This window comes from Solobacterium moorei (assembly GCF_036323475.1).
Classification (GTDB): domain Bacteria; phylum Bacillota_I; class Bacilli_A; order Erysipelotrichales; family Erysipelotrichaceae; genus Bulleidia; species Bulleidia moorei.
Window position 1 is genome coordinate 511,004 of record NZ_AP028934.1, and the last position, 19,618, is coordinate 530,621.

Annotated in this window: 23 protein-coding genes and 1 pseudogene; all 24 read right to left on the reverse strand. The window is 46.9% G+C overall.

The features are described from left to right. Window positions 1-16: 16 nt before the first annotated feature. Window positions 17-220 (reverse strand): transposon-transfer assisting family protein, encoded by a 204-nt coding sequence (locus RGT18_RS02385; protein ID WP_015564218.1) that lies wholly within the window; start codon window positions 218-220, stop codon window positions 17-19. Further along, a complete protein-coding gene (locus tag RGT18_RS02390; RefSeq protein WP_028077343.1) occupies window positions 220-816 on the reverse strand; it encodes a YodL domain-containing protein in 597 nt (198 codons plus the stop codon). The genes RGT18_RS02385 and RGT18_RS02390 overlap by 1 nt, the downstream gene beginning before the upstream one ends. 13 nt (window positions 817-829) lie before the next feature. Continuing rightward, a complete protein-coding gene (locus RGT18_RS02395) occupies window positions 830-1,675 on the reverse strand; it encodes an LPD16 domain-containing protein (RefSeq protein ID WP_002304387.1) in 846 nt (281 codons plus the stop codon). After that, entirely contained in the window at window positions 1,672-3,747 is a 2,076-nt protein-coding gene (locus RGT18_RS02400) for a DNA topoisomerase 3 (RefSeq protein ID WP_002578949.1), read from the reverse strand. Before RGT18_RS02400 ends, RGT18_RS02395 begins: the two co-directional genes overlap by 4 nt. A 177-nt stretch (window positions 3,748-3,924) precedes the next feature. Next, window positions 3,925-5,121, reverse strand: a complete 1,197-nt coding sequence (locus RGT18_RS02405; RefSeq protein WP_021386785.1) for an ATP-binding protein — start codon at window positions 5,119-5,121, stop codon at window positions 3,925-3,927. Between the two features lie 187 nt (window positions 5,122-5,308). Then, on the reverse strand, window positions 5,309-5,992 hold the full coding sequence (locus tag RGT18_RS02410; protein ID WP_002578950.1) for a DUF4366 domain-containing protein: 684 nt from the start codon (window positions 5,990-5,992) through the stop codon (window positions 5,309-5,311). Then, window positions 5,982-6,239 carry a DUF4315 family protein gene (locus RGT18_RS02415; RefSeq protein WP_002304378.1) on the reverse strand — a complete coding sequence of 86 codons (258 nt, stop codon included), beginning with the start codon at window positions 6,237-6,239 and terminating at the stop codon, window positions 5,982-5,984. The genes RGT18_RS02410 and RGT18_RS02415 overlap by 11 nt, the downstream gene beginning before the upstream one ends. A gap of 14 nt (window positions 6,240-6,253) precedes the next feature. Next, window positions 6,254-7,990 carry a C40 family peptidase gene (locus RGT18_RS02420; protein ID WP_028077344.1) on the reverse strand — a complete coding sequence of 579 codons (1,737 nt, stop codon included), beginning with the start codon at window positions 7,988-7,990 and terminating at the stop codon, window positions 6,254-6,256. A gap of 3 nt (window positions 7,991-7,993) precedes the next feature. Continuing rightward, the gene (locus tag RGT18_RS02425) at window positions 7,994-10,381 is read right to left on the reverse strand and encodes a VirB4-like conjugal transfer ATPase, CD1110 family (RefSeq protein WP_002588967.1); all 2,388 of its coding nucleotides are present in this window, start codon (window positions 10,379-10,381) and stop codon (window positions 7,994-7,996) included. Then, window positions 10,341-10,775, reverse strand: a complete 435-nt coding sequence (locus RGT18_RS02430) for a PrgI family protein (RefSeq protein ID WP_002304375.1) — start codon at window positions 10,773-10,775, stop codon at window positions 10,341-10,343. Before RGT18_RS02430 ends, RGT18_RS02425 begins: the two co-directional genes overlap by 41 nt. 17 nt (window positions 10,776-10,792) lie before the next feature. Next, window positions 10,793-11,659: a VirB6/TrbL-like conjugal transfer protein, CD1112 family gene (locus tag RGT18_RS02435; protein WP_002304374.1), complete on the reverse strand. Its 867-nt coding sequence runs from the start codon at window positions 11,657-11,659 to the stop codon at window positions 10,793-10,795. Window positions 11,660-11,684: 25 nt separating this feature from the next. Next, window positions 11,685-11,900: a Maff2 family mobile element protein gene (locus RGT18_RS02440; RefSeq protein ID WP_002576404.1), complete on the reverse strand. Its 216-nt coding sequence runs from the start codon at window positions 11,898-11,900 to the stop codon at window positions 11,685-11,687. An 83-nt stretch (window positions 11,901-11,983) separates the two neighbouring features. Then, window positions 11,984-12,376: a helix-turn-helix domain-containing protein gene (locus tag RGT18_RS02445; RefSeq protein WP_002304334.1), complete on the reverse strand. Its 393-nt coding sequence runs from the start codon at window positions 12,374-12,376 to the stop codon at window positions 11,984-11,986. Window positions 12,377-12,381: 5 nt separating this feature from the next. Next, window positions 12,382-12,702 carry a hypothetical protein gene (locus tag RGT18_RS02450; protein ID WP_002304332.1) on the reverse strand — a complete coding sequence of 107 codons (321 nt, stop codon included), beginning with the start codon at window positions 12,700-12,702 and terminating at the stop codon, window positions 12,382-12,384. A 12-nt stretch (window positions 12,703-12,714) separates the two neighbouring features. Next, window positions 12,715-14,466 carry a VirD4-like conjugal transfer protein, CD1115 family gene (locus RGT18_RS02455; protein ID WP_028077345.1) on the reverse strand — a complete coding sequence of 584 codons (1,752 nt, stop codon included), beginning with the start codon at window positions 14,464-14,466 and terminating at the stop codon, window positions 12,715-12,717. Further along, on the reverse strand, window positions 14,466-14,948 hold the full coding sequence (locus RGT18_RS02460; protein WP_002304320.1) for a PcfB family protein: 483 nt from the start codon (window positions 14,946-14,948) through the stop codon (window positions 14,466-14,468). Before RGT18_RS02460 ends, RGT18_RS02455 begins: the two co-directional genes overlap by 1 nt. A 36-nt stretch (window positions 14,949-14,984) precedes the next feature. Next, the gene (locus RGT18_RS02465; RefSeq protein ID WP_002304317.1) at window positions 14,985-15,296 is read right to left on the reverse strand and encodes a DUF5720 family protein; all 312 of its coding nucleotides are present in this window, start codon (window positions 15,294-15,296) and stop codon (window positions 14,985-14,987) included. Between the two features lie 10 nt (window positions 15,297-15,306). Beyond that, window positions 15,307-15,663 (reverse strand): annotated as a pseudogene (locus tag RGT18_RS02470) (DUF3846 domain-containing protein); the annotation flags it as partial. 12 nt (window positions 15,664-15,675) lie between these two features. After that, window positions 15,676-15,948 (reverse strand): DpnD/PcfM family protein, encoded by a 273-nt coding sequence (locus tag RGT18_RS02475; RefSeq protein WP_245580889.1) that lies wholly within the window; start codon window positions 15,946-15,948, stop codon window positions 15,676-15,678. Window positions 15,949-16,002: 54 nt separating this feature from the next. After that, on the reverse strand, window positions 16,003-16,530 hold the full coding sequence (locus RGT18_RS02480) for a hypothetical protein (protein ID WP_002304315.1): 528 nt from the start codon (window positions 16,528-16,530) through the stop codon (window positions 16,003-16,005). 8 nt (window positions 16,531-16,538) lie between these two features. After that, entirely contained in the window at window positions 16,539-17,465 is a 927-nt protein-coding gene (locus tag RGT18_RS02485) for a ParB/RepB/Spo0J family partition protein (protein WP_002304314.1), read from the reverse strand. Next, a complete protein-coding gene (locus RGT18_RS02490) occupies window positions 17,422-18,249 on the reverse strand; it encodes a ParA family protein (protein WP_002304313.1) in 828 nt (275 codons plus the stop codon). Before RGT18_RS02490 ends, RGT18_RS02485 begins: the two co-directional genes overlap by 44 nt. A gap of 6 nt (window positions 18,250-18,255) precedes the next feature. Continuing rightward, window positions 18,256-19,185 carry a DUF6017 domain-containing protein gene (locus RGT18_RS02495; RefSeq protein WP_002304312.1) on the reverse strand — a complete coding sequence of 310 codons (930 nt, stop codon included), beginning with the start codon at window positions 19,183-19,185 and terminating at the stop codon, window positions 18,256-18,258. Further along, window positions 19,182-19,385, reverse strand: a complete 204-nt coding sequence (locus RGT18_RS02500) for a hypothetical protein (protein WP_223385014.1) — start codon at window positions 19,383-19,385, stop codon at window positions 19,182-19,184. The genes RGT18_RS02495 and RGT18_RS02500 overlap by 4 nt, the downstream gene beginning before the upstream one ends. Between the last annotated feature and the right edge of the window lie 233 nt (window positions 19,386-19,618).

The following is a 19,618-nucleotide window of genomic DNA, read 5'->3' on the forward strand; positions in this document are numbered from 1 at the left end:
TATCCCTCCAATCCTATCAATCCGGATAAAGGTTCAGCTTCTCAAAGGCGGCATCGTCCATGGCTGAAACTTTACGGAGAACCGAGTCTGCCAAAGCAAAAAGCTCTGACTCGTCCTCCGAAAGCTGTTCCTTCATCAGTGTCAGTGCTTCACACAGCCCTGACCTTGTGCCAGGGCTGTAAAGCATCATCATGTTCCGCTCATCCTGTGTGAAATCCATCATTCAATCTCCCTTTCCGGGTGGCTCTTGGGCGGCTTATGGGAAACATCCGGCACGGGCTTTTCCTTTAACTGCTCCAACACCGAAGGACGTTCCTCTAATCCGGACGCTTTTCCGTTATTGATGATACCGTCAATCATCCCATAATCATCTTCCATTGCCATCTCTGCGTTTTTCAGGTAGTTTTCGGACTTCATAAAGTTTTCCAGCTTCTGAAACCCAACAGAATCTACATAGTGAAAGGATACCTCACCGACTACCTTTAAGGCTACGATGTCGCTGACCGACATACTGTGACCACGGAAATCATCCGGGCGGTCAATATTGAACTTTACATACAAATCTTCCAGCTGCCGATTCACATCCTCGGACATAGAAATGGAGCCATGATAGACCACCTCGTAACGGTCAATCTCAGGCTCCATTTCTTTCTTCTGAAGGTAGCTGTAATTTGCAAACATGAGCGGGATATTATCGTCTACATCTTCCCGCAGCTGAAGAATCGCATAGGAATCCGTGGGGCTTTCCAGAAAAGCAACCATTCTGTCATCCGGGGTGGTATTTCCGTGAACATCATCCCATTTTTCGTTTTTCATATCCGTGTCCTCCTTATCGTTCAGGCTCTTTGCGTTTGGGAGAGGGACTGGCAGGCGCAGCTTTTTCTGCGGCCTGTGCCAGTTTTTCCATGACCGACTCACGCTTCGGAGAGTCGAGCTTATCCAGCTGACTTTTCAGCACTTTGGCAACCTCAACCGCAGTTTCCTCACGGGCTTCTTCAATGGCTGTATTCAGGAACTCACGATACGGAGCCGTATTACCAGCGGCAAGATCTGCCTTGATTTCTTGGATATGCGCCTGCACATCATCGACCTGATCCATATATTCATAGGGGTCGAAGTTCTCTGCAAAACGGTCGAGCTTAAAAGCAAGCTCAGCGATAGGGTCATTGACCACCACCGCCTGTCTGCCGACTTCAAAAGCCTGCTCCATGACATCCTCATAGAACATTGCCCGCAGTTCCCGGCGCTCCAGCCCGAAGGATTCCAGAATATCCCGGCGGACTTCGAGCATGGACAGTTCAGGGTTATCAACCTGACCGCCATCAATCTCGTTGTAGTTTTCATCCAACAGGGTGTAGTCGTAACCATCTTCGCAGGTCTGCACCGCAAGGATTCTATCCTTTCCGACCTTCCATGCGGCTTCATCGCCCATAATCTCAGGCTCCGGCATATAGCTTGCGCCGTTGCGCTCCATAATTTCTGCAAACTGGCAGATATGAAACACATTGTATCCGATCTGCGTATGATACTCGTCAATGAAGGTGCAGGGCTTCACAACCATTTCATCCGGGTAGTGAATCTGCACACAGCTGCCATCGGGGATATGAAACAAATCCTTATAATGGCTGTCGATAAATCGGATTTCCTTACCATCCGGGTTGTACTCATTTGTCATTTGCGCTTTCCTCCATTTTCAAATTCCATACTGAACTTCGTTTTGCCATCATCTGATACCTCCATAAAGACGGTGGCATCAAAGGTGTTGCCCGTTCTTTCGGACTTGCAATTCTTGAGCTTTACCTTGCCGGAACCAAGCAATTTCTGCGCCGTGGCAGAAGTCATGCTCTTGCCGATGCTCGCAAAGTAGCGATTGTTTTTCCAGAGGGCAAATTTGCAAGCTCTGTTGGAACAGAAAAATGCCTTGGCTTTGTCCTCTACAGCACTGCCGCAGAGCGGGCATTTGCCGATAGAATTGGCTTCTTTCGACATCATAACCTCGGAATCACGGATTACTTCATAGTTCTGAATCAGACCGGCAATCACATCTTTGATCTCGTCCATAAAGTCCTCGCTGGCATATTCGCCTTTCTCAATGAGCAACAATTTTTCTTCCCAATCCGCCGTCATGGATGGGGACTGAATCTGTTCCGGCATGACTGTTACCAGAGCCGTACCCTTGTGGGTCGGAATCAGGTGTTTGGTTTTCTTATCACCCTTACGCTCCAGAAAACCGATGCGAACCAGCTTCTCAATGATACCGGCACGGGTCGCAGGCGTTCCCAAACCTTTGCGCTCCACCTCATCAGGCATTTCGTCCGCACCGGCAGTTTCCATAGCAGAAAGCAGAGTATCCTCGGTAAAGTGTTTAGGGGGAGATGTTTTCCCTTCCTTGATTTCCGTGCCGCTGACGGTCATTTCGTCACCAACGGAAACAGAAGGGAGTGTCTGCACGTTTTCGTCGGATTTTGTCGAATCATTTTTCTGAACCAGAGCTTTCCATCCATCCTGCACAACAGTTTTGCCTTTGGTGGAAAACACGGTACCGCCACAGTCCAGCTCAATAACTGTCTCTGCGTATCGGTGCGGATCGCCAACAGCTACGCACAACCGATTCGAGATCAGTTGCAAAATTGCAAGTTCACCCTTGGGAAGTTCGCTCAGATTGCATTTCTGCAATTCTCTGGTCGGAATGATGGCATGGTGATCTGTGACCTTTTTGTTATTCACAACCTGCTCTGCATGAACTGGTATGTTATCCACATCCTCCACGGGGAATGTGTGGAAAGCCAGCTTTACGAGGTCGGTCAGGCTATGTGCCATATCTTCCGTCAGAAACCTGCTGTCGGTACGGGGATAAGTGACCAGTTTCTTTTCATAGAGGTTCTGCGTGTAGTCCAAGGTCTGCTGTGCCGTGTAGCCAAGCACACGGTTGGCTTCTCTCTGTAAACTGGTCAGGTCATAGAGCGCAGGCGGCTTTTCTGTTTTCTCCTTACATTCAGCTTTCTGAACGATTGCCACCGAACAGCTTTGTTTGACAGCTTCGGCTGCTGCCTTGGTTTTGAAGCGTTCGCTTGCAGCCGTAAAACCATCCAATCCAATCTGAACTGTGTAGAACAGTTCAGGCTTGAATGCGGAAATGGCAGCTTCTCGCATAACAGCCATAGCAAGGGTAGGGGTCATAACACGACCAACATTCAGGGTCTGCCCGTAAAGGGTCGAAAAAAGTCGAGTAGCGTTAATACCAACAATCCAGTCGGCTCGTTCTCGACACAGTGCTGCTTCATACAAAGCATCATATTCCGTTCCAGACCTGAGATTTTCAAAGCCCTCCTTGATTGCTACATCTTCCATCGAGGAAATCCAAAGCCGCTCAAACGGCTTTCTGCACCCGGCTTTGTGGTACACCAACCGAAAGATCAGCTCGCCCTCACGACCGGCATCTGTTGCACACACAAGACTCGCAACATCTTCTCTGGCCATGAGCTTTTTCAGAATCCCAAACTGTTTTTTCGTACCGGCAGAAACCTCATACTGCCAGTCCATCGGGAAGATAGGAAGGTCTGCATAAGCCCATTTGCTGTACTTCGCATCATAGACTTCCGGCTGTGCCAGCTCCACCAAATGCCCTACACACCAGCTGACCACATATCCGTTTCCCTCTAAGTAGCCATCCTCACGCTTGGCAGCACCTAACACTTTGGCAATACTCTGTGCAACCGAAGGCTTTTCAGCCAAAACTAATTTCATTTGCATCTGCTCCTTTCACAAAAAAATAAGCAGCCACACACCGTAGTGCATGACTGCTATGTAAAAAGTTCGGAAAGGATTTTTGCAACCTGATACAATTTTCTGTTCTACAATCTCCGTCATAATAAAAATATCTCCATCATTTCAAAAGAGAATGACGGAGATATTTCACCTTGCTTATTCTTGTAGCAACCAATCGGCTATATCGTGAATTTCGATTCCTTCATAGCTATATTGGGGATGTTTGGTTCTGGCAATAATCATTTTCGGATAAGCGTCTCGAATCTGAAGCAGAGGAGAGCATTCTCTCTCAAATGTTTCCTGCCCGGAAATGTTGTCGCTGACCTGAATATAAATCTTTTCGCTACCTCTCTGAGCAACAAAGTCGATTTCCTTTTGATAGAGCTTGCCGACATAGACATCATATCCACGGCGAAGAAGCTCGATACAAACAACGTTTTCATATACTCTGCCATAGTCTATATTTCTGCTTCCCAGTATTGCATATCGAATACCGCTGTCACACAAATAGAACTTTTCAGAGCTTTCAAGGTATTTCTTACCTCGGATGTCATATCTCTTAATATCATAAAATACAAAAGCATTGCACAAATACTTAATGTACTTGCCGACGGTTACATGATTGGTTGGAGTCTCATTTGCTGTCAGTAGCTGACTGACCTTATTCGGAGAAGTCAGGTTGCTGATATTATCCATAAGGAACTCGCTCAGACGTTGTAAAACCAAAGTGTCCGGGAGAGTATATTTCTGTACCAAATCCCTTGTAACAATCGTTTCGTAGACCTCTTTGATATAGTTTGTTCTGTCTTTTTCGGTTCTATAAGCATAGGAACCTGCTAAACCGCCCTTGATAGCGTACTCATCAAAGAGCTTATCTTTGTCACTAATATCATCATAATACTGGCAATATTCCTGGAAGCTGAAAGGAAACACATGAATTTCAATATAGCGTCCGGTAAACAGAGTTGCCAGATCTGCACTCAACAGGAAAGCATTAGAGCCTGTTACATAGATGTCGTATTTTCCCTTAGAGTACAGGCTATTGATTGCCAACTCAAACTTGGGACACATCTGAACCTCGTCTACAAACAGGTAGTTCGTTTTTCCTTCCTGATAATGTTCTTCCACATAGGCGTGTAAGGCATGGTATTCCTTGATTTCTTCATACGCCAAATCCATGAAGTCGATGAAGATAATATTGATGTTTTCAAAATTGCTTTTCAGATACGCAATATACGCCTGCATCAATTTGGACTTACCAGATCGACGAATGCCCGTGATGATCTTGATGTCAGGAGTACCATTCAGTTCAATGATTCTATCGAGATATTTTGCTCTCGTGATTGTTTTCATATAGTCACCCGCTTTCAAAAATTGAAGTTTTTTCATTTCTCGAAACCGCTTCGCTGTACTTATTATACTGTCTGCTAATAGTATATGCAAGATGTCACTTTCAAAAACGCAAATTTTTTTATTTTTTGAAAGCGGAAACTATGTAAAGGCAACCCGAAGGCTGCCCCAGGCATCAAGCCTATCCTGTTTACACAGGTTCATTATCATCTTCATCGACGGAGCTATCTTCATCGTCGTCCTCAAACTCCGGATCGTACCCATAGTCCTCGTCATCGTCCACATAATCAGCATCTGGGTCAGGCTTTGCCGCTTCCTGTGCCTTCTTCTTTTCCTGGACTTTCTTAAATACGAAGAATCCACCACCACAGGCAAGCACAATCAGAGTAAGAATCGCCGGGAGCATATTTGTGGATTTCGGCTTTTCCTCCGGTGTCGGTTCTGTAATTTCAGGAACTGTTTCAACTACTTCCGGCTTTGTTTCCTCAACCGGCTTGGTGAACTCTGCAACTTCTTCCTCGTCCATCAGCTTGAGCAGGTCGGCTTCATCCACCTGATTCAGAAAATGCACGGTTTCCTCGCCCTTATCATCACGGTCAATGATGATATAGAAGTAGTTTCCGTTTTTGGTTACAGCGGTAATGAACTGCTTTCCGCTTTTCGTAGGCGAGCCAGCGTCATCAACCAAAGTCAGATTGCCGTCGGGAGTAAGCGGTAGCATCGGCTCCTCCGGCTCTGTTTCGGGAACTTTTTCTTCGACCGCAGGTTCTTCAGTCGCTACGCTTTCATCTACATAGGCAAATGCCGTTGTAGAAAACACGCCAAAACACATTGCACACGCCAGCAATGCGGCTCCAATTTTCTTAAATCTCATTCTGCGTTTCCTCCTCATTCATAGTATTGATCGTATCAGGCTTCGGAGCCATATCCGCAGCAAACATACGGAGCAGCTCGGAAAGCTGTTCGGGATTCAGGTTCGCAGCATGAACCATCTCATGGATTTCGGAATTTTCCTCCTCACGGTATCTGCGTTCCAGGTCTTTCACCTTAGCATCCCATTCTGCCCGTTTCTTACGGGCTTTTTCAAGGTCTGCACCTATTCTGTCTAACTTGGCACTCAATCGCCATCCCTCCTTTAGTTTCTGATTCTGCCGAAGCAGTAAAAATGCTGTTGCCAGTAATTCGATTCGATAGAAGCGTAGGAAATGGGGTTTCCGCAGTGGATCATCATACCATTGCCAACATAGATACCAACGTGTGATGCACCGGAGGTATCATAAGTGCCTTGGAAGAAAATCAAATCTCCCGGTTTGGCAGAGCTTTTCGGGATAATGTCGCATACGCCCATCAAACCGTTTGCGGTCAAACGACCAACACTCCAACCGTTTCCGCAGTGATTGATTACATAGGAAACAAATCCGGAGCAGTCAAAGGAGGTAGACGGGCTGCTGCCGCCCCACACATACGGGTATCCCAGATATTTTTCAGCTTCCCGAATCATATTGGCAAATCTTGTGTCTGTCAGCGCTTCGCCCGGAATATCATAATCGGTGTACTCGCCGCCAGGGGTGGCGTAAATGTCATTTCCGAAAATATCCGGTCTGTTGCCCCTTGTCTGAAGCAAAATTCTATATCGCTCCATATCATCTTCCGACAAGCCGGAATTTGAAATCACACTGTTCAAGCCCTTATTTCTGAGCTTCACATTCAGAATATAATATTCGTAATCTTCTTCCTCTGTTGTTGTCTCTCCCGTTTCGGGATCAGTAGAAGATGTTGTTCGTGTACGAATCTCTACTACTTCCGTCAGGGTCAGCTCATATTGTTGCTCAAATAGCCATTGCAGGGTAGCCTGCACCTCATCTCTGGTGTAATCCTCAAACTTCACCGTCAAATACGCCGCCAGCTCATAAGGATTGTGGTTGATTTCATCAAGGTCATACCGGTACTCGTCATATCCGCTATGAGTACGCTCGATATTATTGATTTTATTGTGGAGCGCAGCTTCCAAAGCCTTGTAATCATTGTCCGCACCAATAATATCTTCCTCTTTTGCAGTAAAAGAAGTTCCCAGAATGATCTGTGTGCCGCCTTGGAACATAGCCGAACAAGACGAGAACATCCCTGAGAGTATCATAAAAAGCAGTCCGGCAATCAAAACAAACAGAATCGTTTTAGAGTGTGTGGTGAAGAACTCCGTTACTCTTTCTGTGATGTTCTTGGCTCCCTGAGCTGCTTTGCCCGTTGCCTTGCCTGCACCCTTAGATGCAGAAGCCGTTGTCGAAGCGGTATTCTTACCGGCTTTGGCGGCAGCATATTCTTTCTTGATTGCCCTTTTCTGTTGCCAACGGGAAAAGGGATTGGAACCGGCATCGGGGTTGTCCTTTTTGAACTTCTCATACAGGGCATTTACATTTGCTTTATCTGACTTCTCAACCAGCTTTTCCGCCTTGTCGTAGGCTTTCAGCTTGTGACTGTAAACGGCATGATCGACGGTATAGACAGTGGATTCAACAGCCTTGGTCGTTTCCTGCACAGCCTGAACGCCGATATTATCATCCTCATATTCTGACACCGCCCGATGTGCTTTGGATGTGAGCGTGACTGCGGCACCACGGCTTGCCATGTGCTTTGCCACAGATGGGCGCTCGATTTCCGTAAACTCCGCTTTTTCAAAACGGAGCTTTGCTTTACGGGAACCGGCTGCATCTGTTTCCAGCTTTAGCTTCGGCTTTGCCTTTTTAGAAGCCAATTTGTCTGCCGCTTTTTCAGCCCTATCAACCGCCTTATCTGCACGGTCGGCAGCTTTCTTCACATGAGAATCTGCAAGGTCATCTTCGGTAAAACGGAGTCGTGTAGGTCTTTTCGCCATACATTACGCCTCCTTTTCCTGTGCCACCTCGTTTAACTTCGTGGTCATAATGCGATACAGTTCCAGATCTGTCGGGAATCGGTCAATGAACGGCAGAATCACATTGCCATAGAACAGAAGTCCTTCGCCCTCACCGGAGTTGGTTACATAGGACAGCTGATGCGGCGAAATGTTCAACCGCTGTGCCAGAATACTTCGGTCATCGCTTGCCTGATTCAGCATATAGATGAAATCAGAGTTTTCGAGGATGTTGGCAATCTCCGGGGAACGAAGCAGGTCTTTGACATTCTGAGTAATACCGGTCGGCAAGCCGCCCCATTTACGGAATCGCTTCCAGATTTCTACGGAATAGGTTGCCGTCTGTTCTTCCTTCAGAAGCAGATGGAACTCGTCAATATAATATCTGGTCGATTTACCGGCAGAACGGTTGGCAGTTACACGCCCCCAGACCTGATCCTGAACGATCAGCATACCGATTTTTTTCAGCTGATTGCCCAGCTCCTTAATGTCGAAGCACACCAGACGATTCTGAATATCCACATTGGTTCTGTTGTTAAACAGTTTCAGAGAACCCTTAACATAGATTTCCAAGGCGGTCGCTACATGGTGGGCTTCCTTTTCGTCCTGTTTCAGAAGGGCATCATACAAATCCTCAAGGATCGGCATATTCTCAGGGGCAGGATTGTCGAAATATCTCTGGTAAATCTGATGCACACAACGGTCGATAACCGTCTTTTCGATAGGCTGCAAGCCATCCTTACTGCCCATAATCAACTCACAGAGGGACAGGATAAAATCAGCTTTCAGTGCTACCGGGTTGTCATCCTCAGAGTAGTTCAGGTTGATGTCCATAGGGTTGATATAGTTGGTACTGGAGGAGCTGATTTTTACCACCTGACCATTGAACTTGTGAACCAGAGCCGCATATTCCGCTTCGGGGTCGCAGATGATAATATCGTCATCCGTAACCAGGAACGCATTGGTGATTTCACGCTTTGCGGAAAAGGATTTACCGGAACCGGGAGTACCCAGAATCAGTCCGTTGGGGTTCTTGAGCTTCTTTCTGTCCACCATGATAAGGTTGTTCGACAGAGCATTCAGCCCGTAATAGAGCGTTTCTCCACCATTCTGGAACAGCTCCTGCGTGGTGAAAGGCACAAAAATAGCCGTGGAACTGGTAGTCAGGCCACGACGAATCTCAATCAGGTTTTGTGCCAAAGGCAGGCTGCTCATCAGTCCGGATTCCTGCTGAAAATCCAAACGACGCAGATTGCAGTTATGCTTCTGGGCGATGCTCTGTGCCTGGAACACATTGTTCTCCAGTTCCTGCTCGGTGCGCCCGGTGTTCAGCACCAGAAATGTCACCATGAACATTCGCTCATTCTGGCTCTGCAATTCTTTCAGAAGTGACTTCGCATCTTTACCATAGGTAGCAAGGTCAGATGGGATAATGTCCATGTCATAGCCAGAACGCACAGCCTTTTTCTGTTCCTCGATTTTGGAACGGTCAAGCTCGGTGATGATTCTCTTGATGGTCTTAATCGCCGCAGTCTGGTCAACCGACTGGATGTGCATGGTCACGATCTGCGTGGATTCCATATCCAGAAAATCCGCCAGCATACGATCAGACAGGTCTGATGCCGTAATTGCCAGATAAGACATCGAACCGAAGATACTGCCCATCTGGAAGGTGCGGTTGGTCTTAAAGGCAAACGCCGTCGGAGCAATGAAGTCCTTTACGGACAGCCCGGATTCCACAAGATACTTCCAATCGAAGAAGAACTTATCATTATCACCCATGTGGAACATAGAGTGCATCAGATGCAGCCGCTCTTTGCCGTTCATGGTAGTGGCAATGACACCCAAACGCCGAAAGTTATTGAGCAGATCGTTTTCGATATGGTTGAGTCTCGGCTTTGCCTGCCGCATGGATTCGGCTTCAATGCCGAATGTCAGGTACTTGGTTTTGGTCAAGCCGTTGTTGCCCTGCGCCAACTGCTTTTTCAGCATCTGGCTATACTCGGCACGGACGGGATTGAAGCTGTCCTTCTTGAACGGGATACGGATACTCTTTTCAAAGCTTTCAGCATCGGTACTCAGGTTCATAAAGGAAAGCTCAAAGTGAATGGAGCTGTCAAAGAAATTCAGGAAACTGCACCACTCATCGAAGATGGCAGTCTTATCTTCCTGCTGTGCCAGCTGATAGTTGATGTCCTGAAACTGAATGGTCTTGGTGTAATAACTGTCAGTGACACGGCAGATGCCATCCGGGAACATTCTCTGAAAGGGAATGGACTGCTGTGCAGTCTGCGGAATACCGTTGTCCTTCTTTGCCCGTTCCACAACAGCTTTAATTTCTCGCTGCTGCTTCCGATTCAGATTTGCAGGCATTTTGATGTTTCTTGCCTGTGGCTTCTTTTTGAAAAACAATTCGTTCAACCTCCTTTTCCAGTTTGTACTGACGCATCAAAGCGTCATAATAGTTGTCCGTCTGATAAGGGCGAACCTTGGGACGAACGAATTTGGTCTGAATGAAGTGTTCTACAACCACTTCCAACGGCTGACTATCCTTTTCATACATTGCCAGAAAGAACAACGGTAACATGACGATCATCATGGACAGTGCTGCAAGGCTCACATTTCCGGTTGCTTTGACCAGAAAGAAAATCGGCACTCCGATGAGCGCCGCCGCACCAAAGCAAAGTAACTGCCGTTTCGTCAGATTGAAGAACACTTTTGTTTTTACCCTCGTCAGGTCACGAGGTACGGGAATATACGCTGCCAAACAATTTCCTCCTTCCCTTAGTGAGCGCTGAATACACCCTTCGCAAGCGAACCAGTCTTAAACAGGGTGAAGCACAAAAGGACGGTGTAGCCCATAACACCCCAGATAGAACCGATGATGTCATCACTGAATGCGATAGACTGAATCAGCACCGCATAAATGCCCACGCAGATCATAATCAGGAATCCCTGGAATCCGATTGCAAACAGCGAACGCAGATAATTCTGTCCGATATTGCTCTGTTCTCTGTTTCCAAAAGTGGAAAGCGGAATCGGGGCAAGGCTGACCATCAGATAAATTTCAATCATTCGACCGTAGACGATCACAAAGATGATGATTGCCAAAGCGGACATCGTGACCTGCACGATAAAGGATTGCAGGAACAAGCCGAGCAAAGGACCCAAATCCATTGCCATCAGCGTTTCTTCCATTGTTTCCAATGCCGAAGCATCTATGGCAGTATTTCCGGATATGATACCGGCGCTTGCGTTTATAACGTGCTGTGTCACATCAAACACAGCCATCGTGATATTGAATGTGTTTGTGATTAACATGACCGCAACAAAAGTCTTGAACACCCATTTGAAGAAGATCCAGGTTTCAAAATTTGCCAGATTGTTGTGGTCAATAATCATCTGAATTAGCTCATAACAGGCAATGAAGGTCAGAATCAAGCCTGCGATTGGGATAATCACTGACTCGGAGATGTTTCGTACCATGGCAAAGACACCCGGCGAAAAATTCGCCGGGGTCATGCCAACGGAGGTTGCTATCTCGCCAACCTGGTTGTTGACGGACTCAAACATCCCCGACAGATTTCCCATAATAGCTGAAACGAGCATTTCTTTCAGCCAGTCTGTGATCTGTTGGAGTATGCTGTCCAAAGGCGATTACCTCCTTGTTTTGTGATTAACCGAACAGTCCGGAGAGCAGAGGTACAAGGGTGGTGCCGATGAGGGCAACACCGCCGCCAGCCATGAGCTGCTTCATGCCCTGGGACTTTGCGCCGGGGTTATCGTTGCCGTAGCCCTCAAGCAGATTGATTGCACCCCAGATGCCAAGACCTGCGCCCAGAGCGATAACGAGAGTCTGAAGAACGGTTACTGCGCTATTGAAAAATGCCATAATATTTTCCTCCTAAAATTTGAAATTGTTTTGAGAATAGAAAAAGCCCTCCGTACTACCGGCATCAAAACCGGACGGAAGGCTTAGTTTACGAGAATCTTTTCAAGGAACTCCTCGACGGTTATCACGCCAAGTTTCTGTTCCATTCTGCTTCTTGCATATTCAGTTTCACAATCATATATATCACCACCACCTTTCATAAGAAACAGCCAATACATTGACTGCAACAAATCTTCACGAGAAGCACAGATTGTCGGTGAAAAAACGACAGGTGAAACCTTCAGAACCTCTGCGAGTTTCGCTGTGGTTTCTGCATTAGGGGTTCGAGCGTTTTTCTCATACTGAGCAATACGGACATCCGCTGTTTTCTCGGAATACCCCATCAGGAGTCCAAGCTCTTTCTGGGTAAGGCGGCGAAATCGTCTAACGAACTTCAATCGCTGCCCAATAGAGGTATCCGTGATCCACCAAGTCATTTTTTTTACACCTCGCTTTCTGCAAATTCTCGATATACAACCTCATTTTTTGCTCTGCGCTTGCCTACGGCTTCACTGGGAGCAAGGTCAGGGTAGGTTGCCTGCACTTTCTGTCTGCTTCTGCGGACAGTTTCAAACCCCGGAAAGCTGCGTCTATCCAGTTCCTTCAAAAACACAGGAACCGTCATGGCATGAATGTCGATGCCACGCAGACCGGAATAGTGTTCCAGTACCATCAGGTACAAATGATTGTCGGTATTTCTTGCCTTGTGGTCGTGTTCCAAGATGTTCTTAACCAGGGCAGATACCGTTTTCAGATTTTCCAAACAGAAACCTCCTTAATCCGCATCGACTACCACAAACTCATCACCTGCCTTGAGCTTCAACCTTCGACTCAGAAACTGCTCAATGTTGAACTCATTTCTCTTATCAAAGTCTGATGTGTACTTATAATTGGGGTGCTGCGTCAGATCGTACTTGTCAGAAAGAAACGGTCTGACACCACGCAACTGCAAAATACACTTGCTGCCATCCAGAACCGCAAGCTCATCTACGCTCGCAAGGTCTTTGCCTAACTTCTGATAATTCAAGCCGTAAGACGGGCTGTTACCTCTGGTGTTGGAGGTGTTGTAGGTGTCGATAGTTTCTTTTCCCAATGCCTGATTCAGTTCTTTGAGCGTGGTTGGCTCAGAACCACCCAGGAAAATTCGGGAATCCATGTTGCCGATGATGGTATCGGCATTGTCTTTATAAATGGCTTTCAGCTGTGATTGTGCCTGGAGAACAAGGCAAGCCGATATTTCACGGCTTCGGATTGTCGCTACCAGTTTTTCCAGATTGGGAATCTGACCGATGTTTGCCATCTCATCAATCAAGCAGCGCACATGAACCGGCAGTCTGCCGCCGTACACATCATCTGCTTTCTCGCACAACAAGTTGAACAGCTGTGTGTAAATCATGGAGATCAAAAAATTAAACGTCGCATCCGTATCTGACATAATCAGAAAGAGCGCCGTTTTCTTATCTCCGAGAGTATCCAACTGCAACTCGTCATAGGCAGTCACATCTCTGACCTCCTGAATATCAAAAGGAGCCAGACGAGCGCCGCAGGAAATCAAAATCGACTTAGCGGTCTTGCCGGCAGCCAGCTTGTATTTTTTATACTGACGGACTGCAAAGTGATTCGGCTTTTTCTTTTCCAGGGCTTCAAACATCAGATCCACCGGGTTCTGGAACTCCTCATCATCTTCCCGCACCTCCATTGCGTTCAGGAACTCAATCAGGGTGGAGAAATTCTGTTCCTCAACCGGAGCTTCATAGTGGATATATCCGATCAAGGCACAGTAGAGCAGCGTTTCCGCCTTCGTCCAGAACTCATCACCGGCTTTTCCATCACCCTTTGTGTTGGCAATCAGCGTTGTCACCAGTTTCAGAATGTCTTTTTCTGAATGGATATAGGCAAATGGGTTATAGTGCATCGACTTCTGAAAGTTGATGGTGTTGAAAATCTTGATGGTGTAGCCATGCTTCAAAAGGGCGTTGCCGCACTCAATCACGATGCTGCCTTTCGGGTCAGTGACCACATAGGAACTGTGCATCTGGAGAAGGTTTGGCTTCAACCAAAAGCGAGTTTTACCGGAACCCGAACCGCCGATAATCAGAACATTCTTATTTCGGGCATTGGCAGGATTCTTCGGGCGATTGCTCATCATCAGCCGCTCCGTTTTCGTCAGGATCACATTGTCCTCGAACTTTGGTGCAATAAACGGCTCAACATCTTTTGCCGTTCCCCAACGAGCAGAACCGTACTCAACATTGTGTCGGTACTTCTTTGCGTTTTTGCCTTTTAGATAGACAGCCAGCCGAAGTCCTGCGCCGCAGAGAATACCAATCAGCAAATCCAACGGGTGAAAGCTGGGAAACGGATTGTTCAGGGCTATCGGAAGGGCATGAAAAAAGCTGAGGATTTTCGCAGATGAATCTGCCCCCTCAGCCAATCTCCATGCTTCTCCTAAATTCGTAGCGAACAACCCTACCAGAAAATACGGTAAATTCAGAATCAGGAGCTTTTTCATTTTTCTCTTATCCATCACAGATCACGCTCCTGTTTCTTCTCTCGAACCTTCTTCGGAATCGCTGCGACAATTTCCTTGAACTTCTTCAGCTGTGCCAGAACGCTCGGCTTTTCATTCTTGGTTAATGCCCTTGCCTGATGTTCCTTGCAGATTGCATCCAAAGCATCTGCATCTTTAGAACGGACAAAAACAAGAAACCGGGGAGGATCAACGGACTTATCTTTTCTTACGGCAAAGTCCACGCCATACTTCTTGGCGAGCTTTTCAAAATCACGGATACTCTCTTTGTCGATCTCAACATTCGTAGCACCCTGATTCTGTCCCAAAAGCTGTTTCACGGATTGCTTTCCATGAACGGCAGGGTCTCGTGCCTTTTTCATCTTCACTTTTTCCCGGTGCTGCAAATACTTGCGGATACCGGCAATGATAGTGCGCCCCGTCAGCTTGGTTGTGCTGATCGCCAGGTTTACTGTTCTGTTTTCAACTTCTTCCTGCATGATTCATCACCTCCTGCAAGCAGTAGAGTGAACAGATTATCGTGCCATATCTCTGTGGTCGTAATACAGATTGCCCTTGGCAACTGCGGCATGGCTGATAATCTTGATATTGCCAGCTTTCTGGTTATCCAGAGCCTTCTGATAACCCACATCGCTCAAATACAGGCGATTTCTTTCGCCTTTCCAACCGACAGGCGATTCATCGGTCAGCACATCGAAAATAATCATGTGCTTGGTGGCGTCATCAAATCGTGCCAAGTCCATATAGGTATGTCCCTGGTACTCCTTGGCACCATCCTGAATCCGCTTTCGCTCCATCAGCTCTCCAATCGTCGAATTTCTTTGCATAAGAACCTCCTTACAGAACATCTCGGTCAGGGTTACTTTTGTGGGGAACCGAATCAGCTTTGACAGGTGCATCTTCTTTCTTCACCATGTCATCCGGCAGGGGAAGCGCCATAATGCTGCGCCCCATGCGTACAAAAGTCTCAGGCTGATGAAAGTGTTCCTCAAACTGCTTCATCAGTTCCGGGGACAGAGAACAAAAATCATCCTCGCCCAATCCCACAACCAGAAAATCACCGGCGATAATGTCATAAATATCGCCGTCATCATCACGCAGCGCACGGTTCAGTTCTTTGCCTACGAGTTTACCTTCGTCGTGCATCACCAGTGCAACCGGCTCATTGAACGGATAAGTTGCCTCAATATCGCCACCTACGGCTTTCTACAAATCCTCCAGCTCACAGCCGATCTGCACAGCCTGCGGATACATGAACGGCTTTACCAGCAACACATTCATGGTATCTGCCTGTTCTTTCTGAACCTCCCGTTCCTCGGTCGTGCCGAACGCAACACCGGTAAAGTTTTCGGAGTCCAGAATGTACTCCGAATTGTAATAAGCGGCTCTAACCTGTTCCTCTGCCGCATCGTGAGATTCTGCTTGCACCGTAACCGTTTTCTCCAAGGTTTCGGTGATCTTCACATCGTATTCTTTCAAGTTTCGATACCTCCGTTTCTTTGGAAATAAGAAAAGCGACCATCCATGAACCTGTTACAGTTCATAAATAGTCGCATCCACATCGGCTAAAAGCTCGAACAAGCAAATATCGTCCAGTTCGCAAATCAGGGAACCCATGTCGAAGAAAATATCGTCCTCGCATTCCACCGTAGTAACCACGCTGCGGTGTTCGTTAAGACAAATGGCTTCTTCCTTGTCCATCGTGATCGTAGACATACAGGACACCACATAGAATGTCATATCTTCTGCTAACCACAGCTCCTTGCTCTGAATCGTGCGAACTTTTTCATCGCCGCTCATATCTTCTACATAGGACAGAAGCCGCACGGCTCTGCTGTTCAGAAGTACCTTTCCCTGATAGTCGATACCCTCACCAGCAGAGGACAATACTCGATACTCGCTAATCATCTCGGCATTTTTCTGAAACGACTTTGCCAGAAGCGCAGGAGAAATATCATCGAACTCCTCACTGTAGTTTACGAGCATATCTACCATATAATCAGGATCGCAAAGGTCGTAGAGTTCTTCCAAAGCGCCCTGAATGTTTTTGGGTGTAAACATTTTTTACCTTACCTTTCCATTGATTTTTCTCTTTTTTTCTGCCATTGCTCCAAAAGCTGAATGATTTTATCCTCCATCTGCTTGTTGGTATAGGACTTCGGGAAGTATTTTCGCAACGAATCCGTTTTGAAGGTTACTCTGTCCAGCTCTCCCTTCTTGATTTCATTCATAATCTCGCACATCGCATCCAGCGTACACTCGCCCTCCTGTGCGAGCTTTTTAATTCGCTGTGCTTGCGAAAGGGAAGGAGCTGCTTGAGCATAATCCATTGCAGAAAGAAAATCCTTCTGTTCTTCACTTGCCAGATAGGAAAGCTCCACCGCAGGATTGAATTTGATCTGACCCGTATCTACCATATCCAGCAGTTCCGGAATCAGTTCGGTCAGACGGATATAACGGTGTACCTGATTTCTGCTTTCTCCTGCCTCCTGACCGACTATATCCATTGCCTGCAACTTCATCCCAACTTGGGATGAAGTTAAATCGGTGCGTTGACCTTGATGTTTAATCGCATCCAGCTTCATCTTATAAGCAAATGCTCTTTCACTCGGCAGGATACTCTCCCTCTGCAAATTCGCATCAACCATCAAAATAATGGCTGCATCATCGTCCAGGTCACGAACAATCGCAGGCATGGTTTCCTTACCCGCAAGCTCCGATGCCCGGTGCCGCCTGTGACCAGAAACGATTTCATAACCACCGTCGGGGTCAGGACGGACAATCGCAGGAGTGAGAACTCCGAAATCTCGGACGCTCTCTGCCGTTTTCATCATTTCTTCATCATCAACCACACGGAAGGGGTGTCCCTCAAAGGGGTGTAGCTCAGAAAGCGGAATTTCCTGCACACGCTCCTGCTGGGCTTCAGCTCTGGATTGATCGGTGGAGAAAATATCATCGTACCCCTTCAAGCTGATGTTTGCGCCTTTTTTCTGCATTGTTTAACACCTCCTTCGTCAGAATTTTATAGGCTTCGGCAACTTTGCCTTTGGGATCATGCTTGAAGATACTGGTTCCCTCTGCGCTGATTTCCTCTGCACGGACAGAGCGGGGAATGTCGGTCTTGTAAACCTTCAGCTTTCCGCCGTAGCTCTCCCGAATCAGATTGCTGATGTCTTTGGAGTAGTTGGTGCGGCTGTCCACCATCGTCAGAAGAATCCCTTCAATCCTCAGTTTCGGGTTGATTTGCCTCTTGACCTTGTTGATGGTTCCAAGCAGCTGTTCCAGACCCTTTGCAGGAAGGTATGCTGCCTGAACCGGTATCAGCACATTGTCGGCAGCTGCCAACGCATTGACGGTCAGCATACCCAAAGACGGCATACAGTCAAGAAGAATGTAATCATAATTCTGTTTGACTGTATCCAGGTATTGCCGGAGAATGGTTTCCCGGCTCATGGCATTGACCAGTGCTACCTCCATACCTGAGAGTTCGATGTTGGACGGCACCAAATCAACGCCCTCCGGATGATGAAGAATCCCTTCATCGGGAGTAATAGGGTTTTCCATCATAATCTTTCCCATCAGATCGGAAAGTGTCGGAGACAGATCATCCGGGCAGGGATTGCCCAAACTGACCGTCAGGGAAGCCTGGGGATCGGTGTCTACCAGAAGCACCTTTTTTCCTTCAAGAGCCAAGCCAACGCCCAGATTCTCGGTGGTGGTGGTCTTTCCAGTGCCTCCTTTCTGATTGACCACCGCAATGATGGTTGCTTTTTTCGACATTTATCGTCACTCTCCTTCCTCTCGCTTCATTTTCAATTTCTTAAATCCTCCTTCCAAATATCCGTGTGACATATCGTGCCGAACAAGAGCATCGTAGTAGGTGTCTATTGTCGTCGGCGCATTGTATATCGTAGTCAGCATATACTGACGGATATTTCTAATCTTTGTGGTGTTCTCCTTGAAGCAGTCCATAACATATCGAATGTGTTCGGCATTCAGTTTCATAAACCGACTGCGGACAATTTCTGCCGGACGCTCCTCTGCACCAATGCGAATCAACGGTCGCTTCGTGCAAACTGTTTCAACGATCAACTCCAGAATGTTATCCAGCATTTCGGAATCGTAAGGGTAATCCTTCTTCAACAAATCCATACTGAGCTGATCCGAGAAATAATCAAAGTATTCTTGATACCGGTCATTCTCGTCCATCATTCCACCATTTCCGGAAGGAAAGATAGAATCAGTATCACTAAATTCAGTATTTTTAATATCAGTATTATTACATTGTGATTTCGGAAGTTCTTGAGTTGTGATTTCCATTGTTCCAGAATTGTGATTTTCACAATTCAAGAGTTGTGAATCCACAGCAGAGATAAAGTTCTTCACATAGATCAGGTTGGGCTTTCCCAAACCCTGGCGCTTACGTTCAATCAATCCTGCTTTCTTCTCAAGTTCACTGAGCAGCTTGATAGCCTTTTGTTCAGCACAGTTCAGAGCCATCTTCGCTTCGTCGATTGTAAAAATGATATACACTCTACCGTTTTTATCTATCCAACCATTCTTGGCAGACAGGCTCATGCGGTCAAGCAAAATGCCATACAGCATCTTGGCATCGGCAGAAATATTCCAGAACCTCTCGTTCGTGAACAACACCTTCGGAACTCGATAGAATGTGAATAGATCGGATTGCTGACCGTAAAAATAATCAAAACTCACACGGCTTCACCACCTTCTTTCTGCGGAAAACTTTCTGTTGTCAGCGGAATGCTGCGGAAAGTCGTATCCGTCTTTTCGTAAGGACATCGGGCAAAATAGTAGAAGCGGTATTCCTGTTCATACACATCCATATCAACGAAGCCCCACTTCACGCATAACCTTCTTCGTACACCAACCAATGCACGGGTGATCTCGCCCATAGGGACAGCCATCACATTCCGACTTGGGTTTCGGCGGCAAAGAGATTAAGTAGTAGCAATTATTTCTACCCAGACGGCAGCCCTTTCTGCCATTCGTCCAGAAGTAGCAGTAATGACAGTCGCTCGGCTTGTCTGCGGTATAAACAGGCTTGCTCAAATAAAACACCTCCAATCTCTTGTATTTGCCCATGGGTTTGGGCATAAAAAAAGAGCGCCTATCCATCCCCAATGCG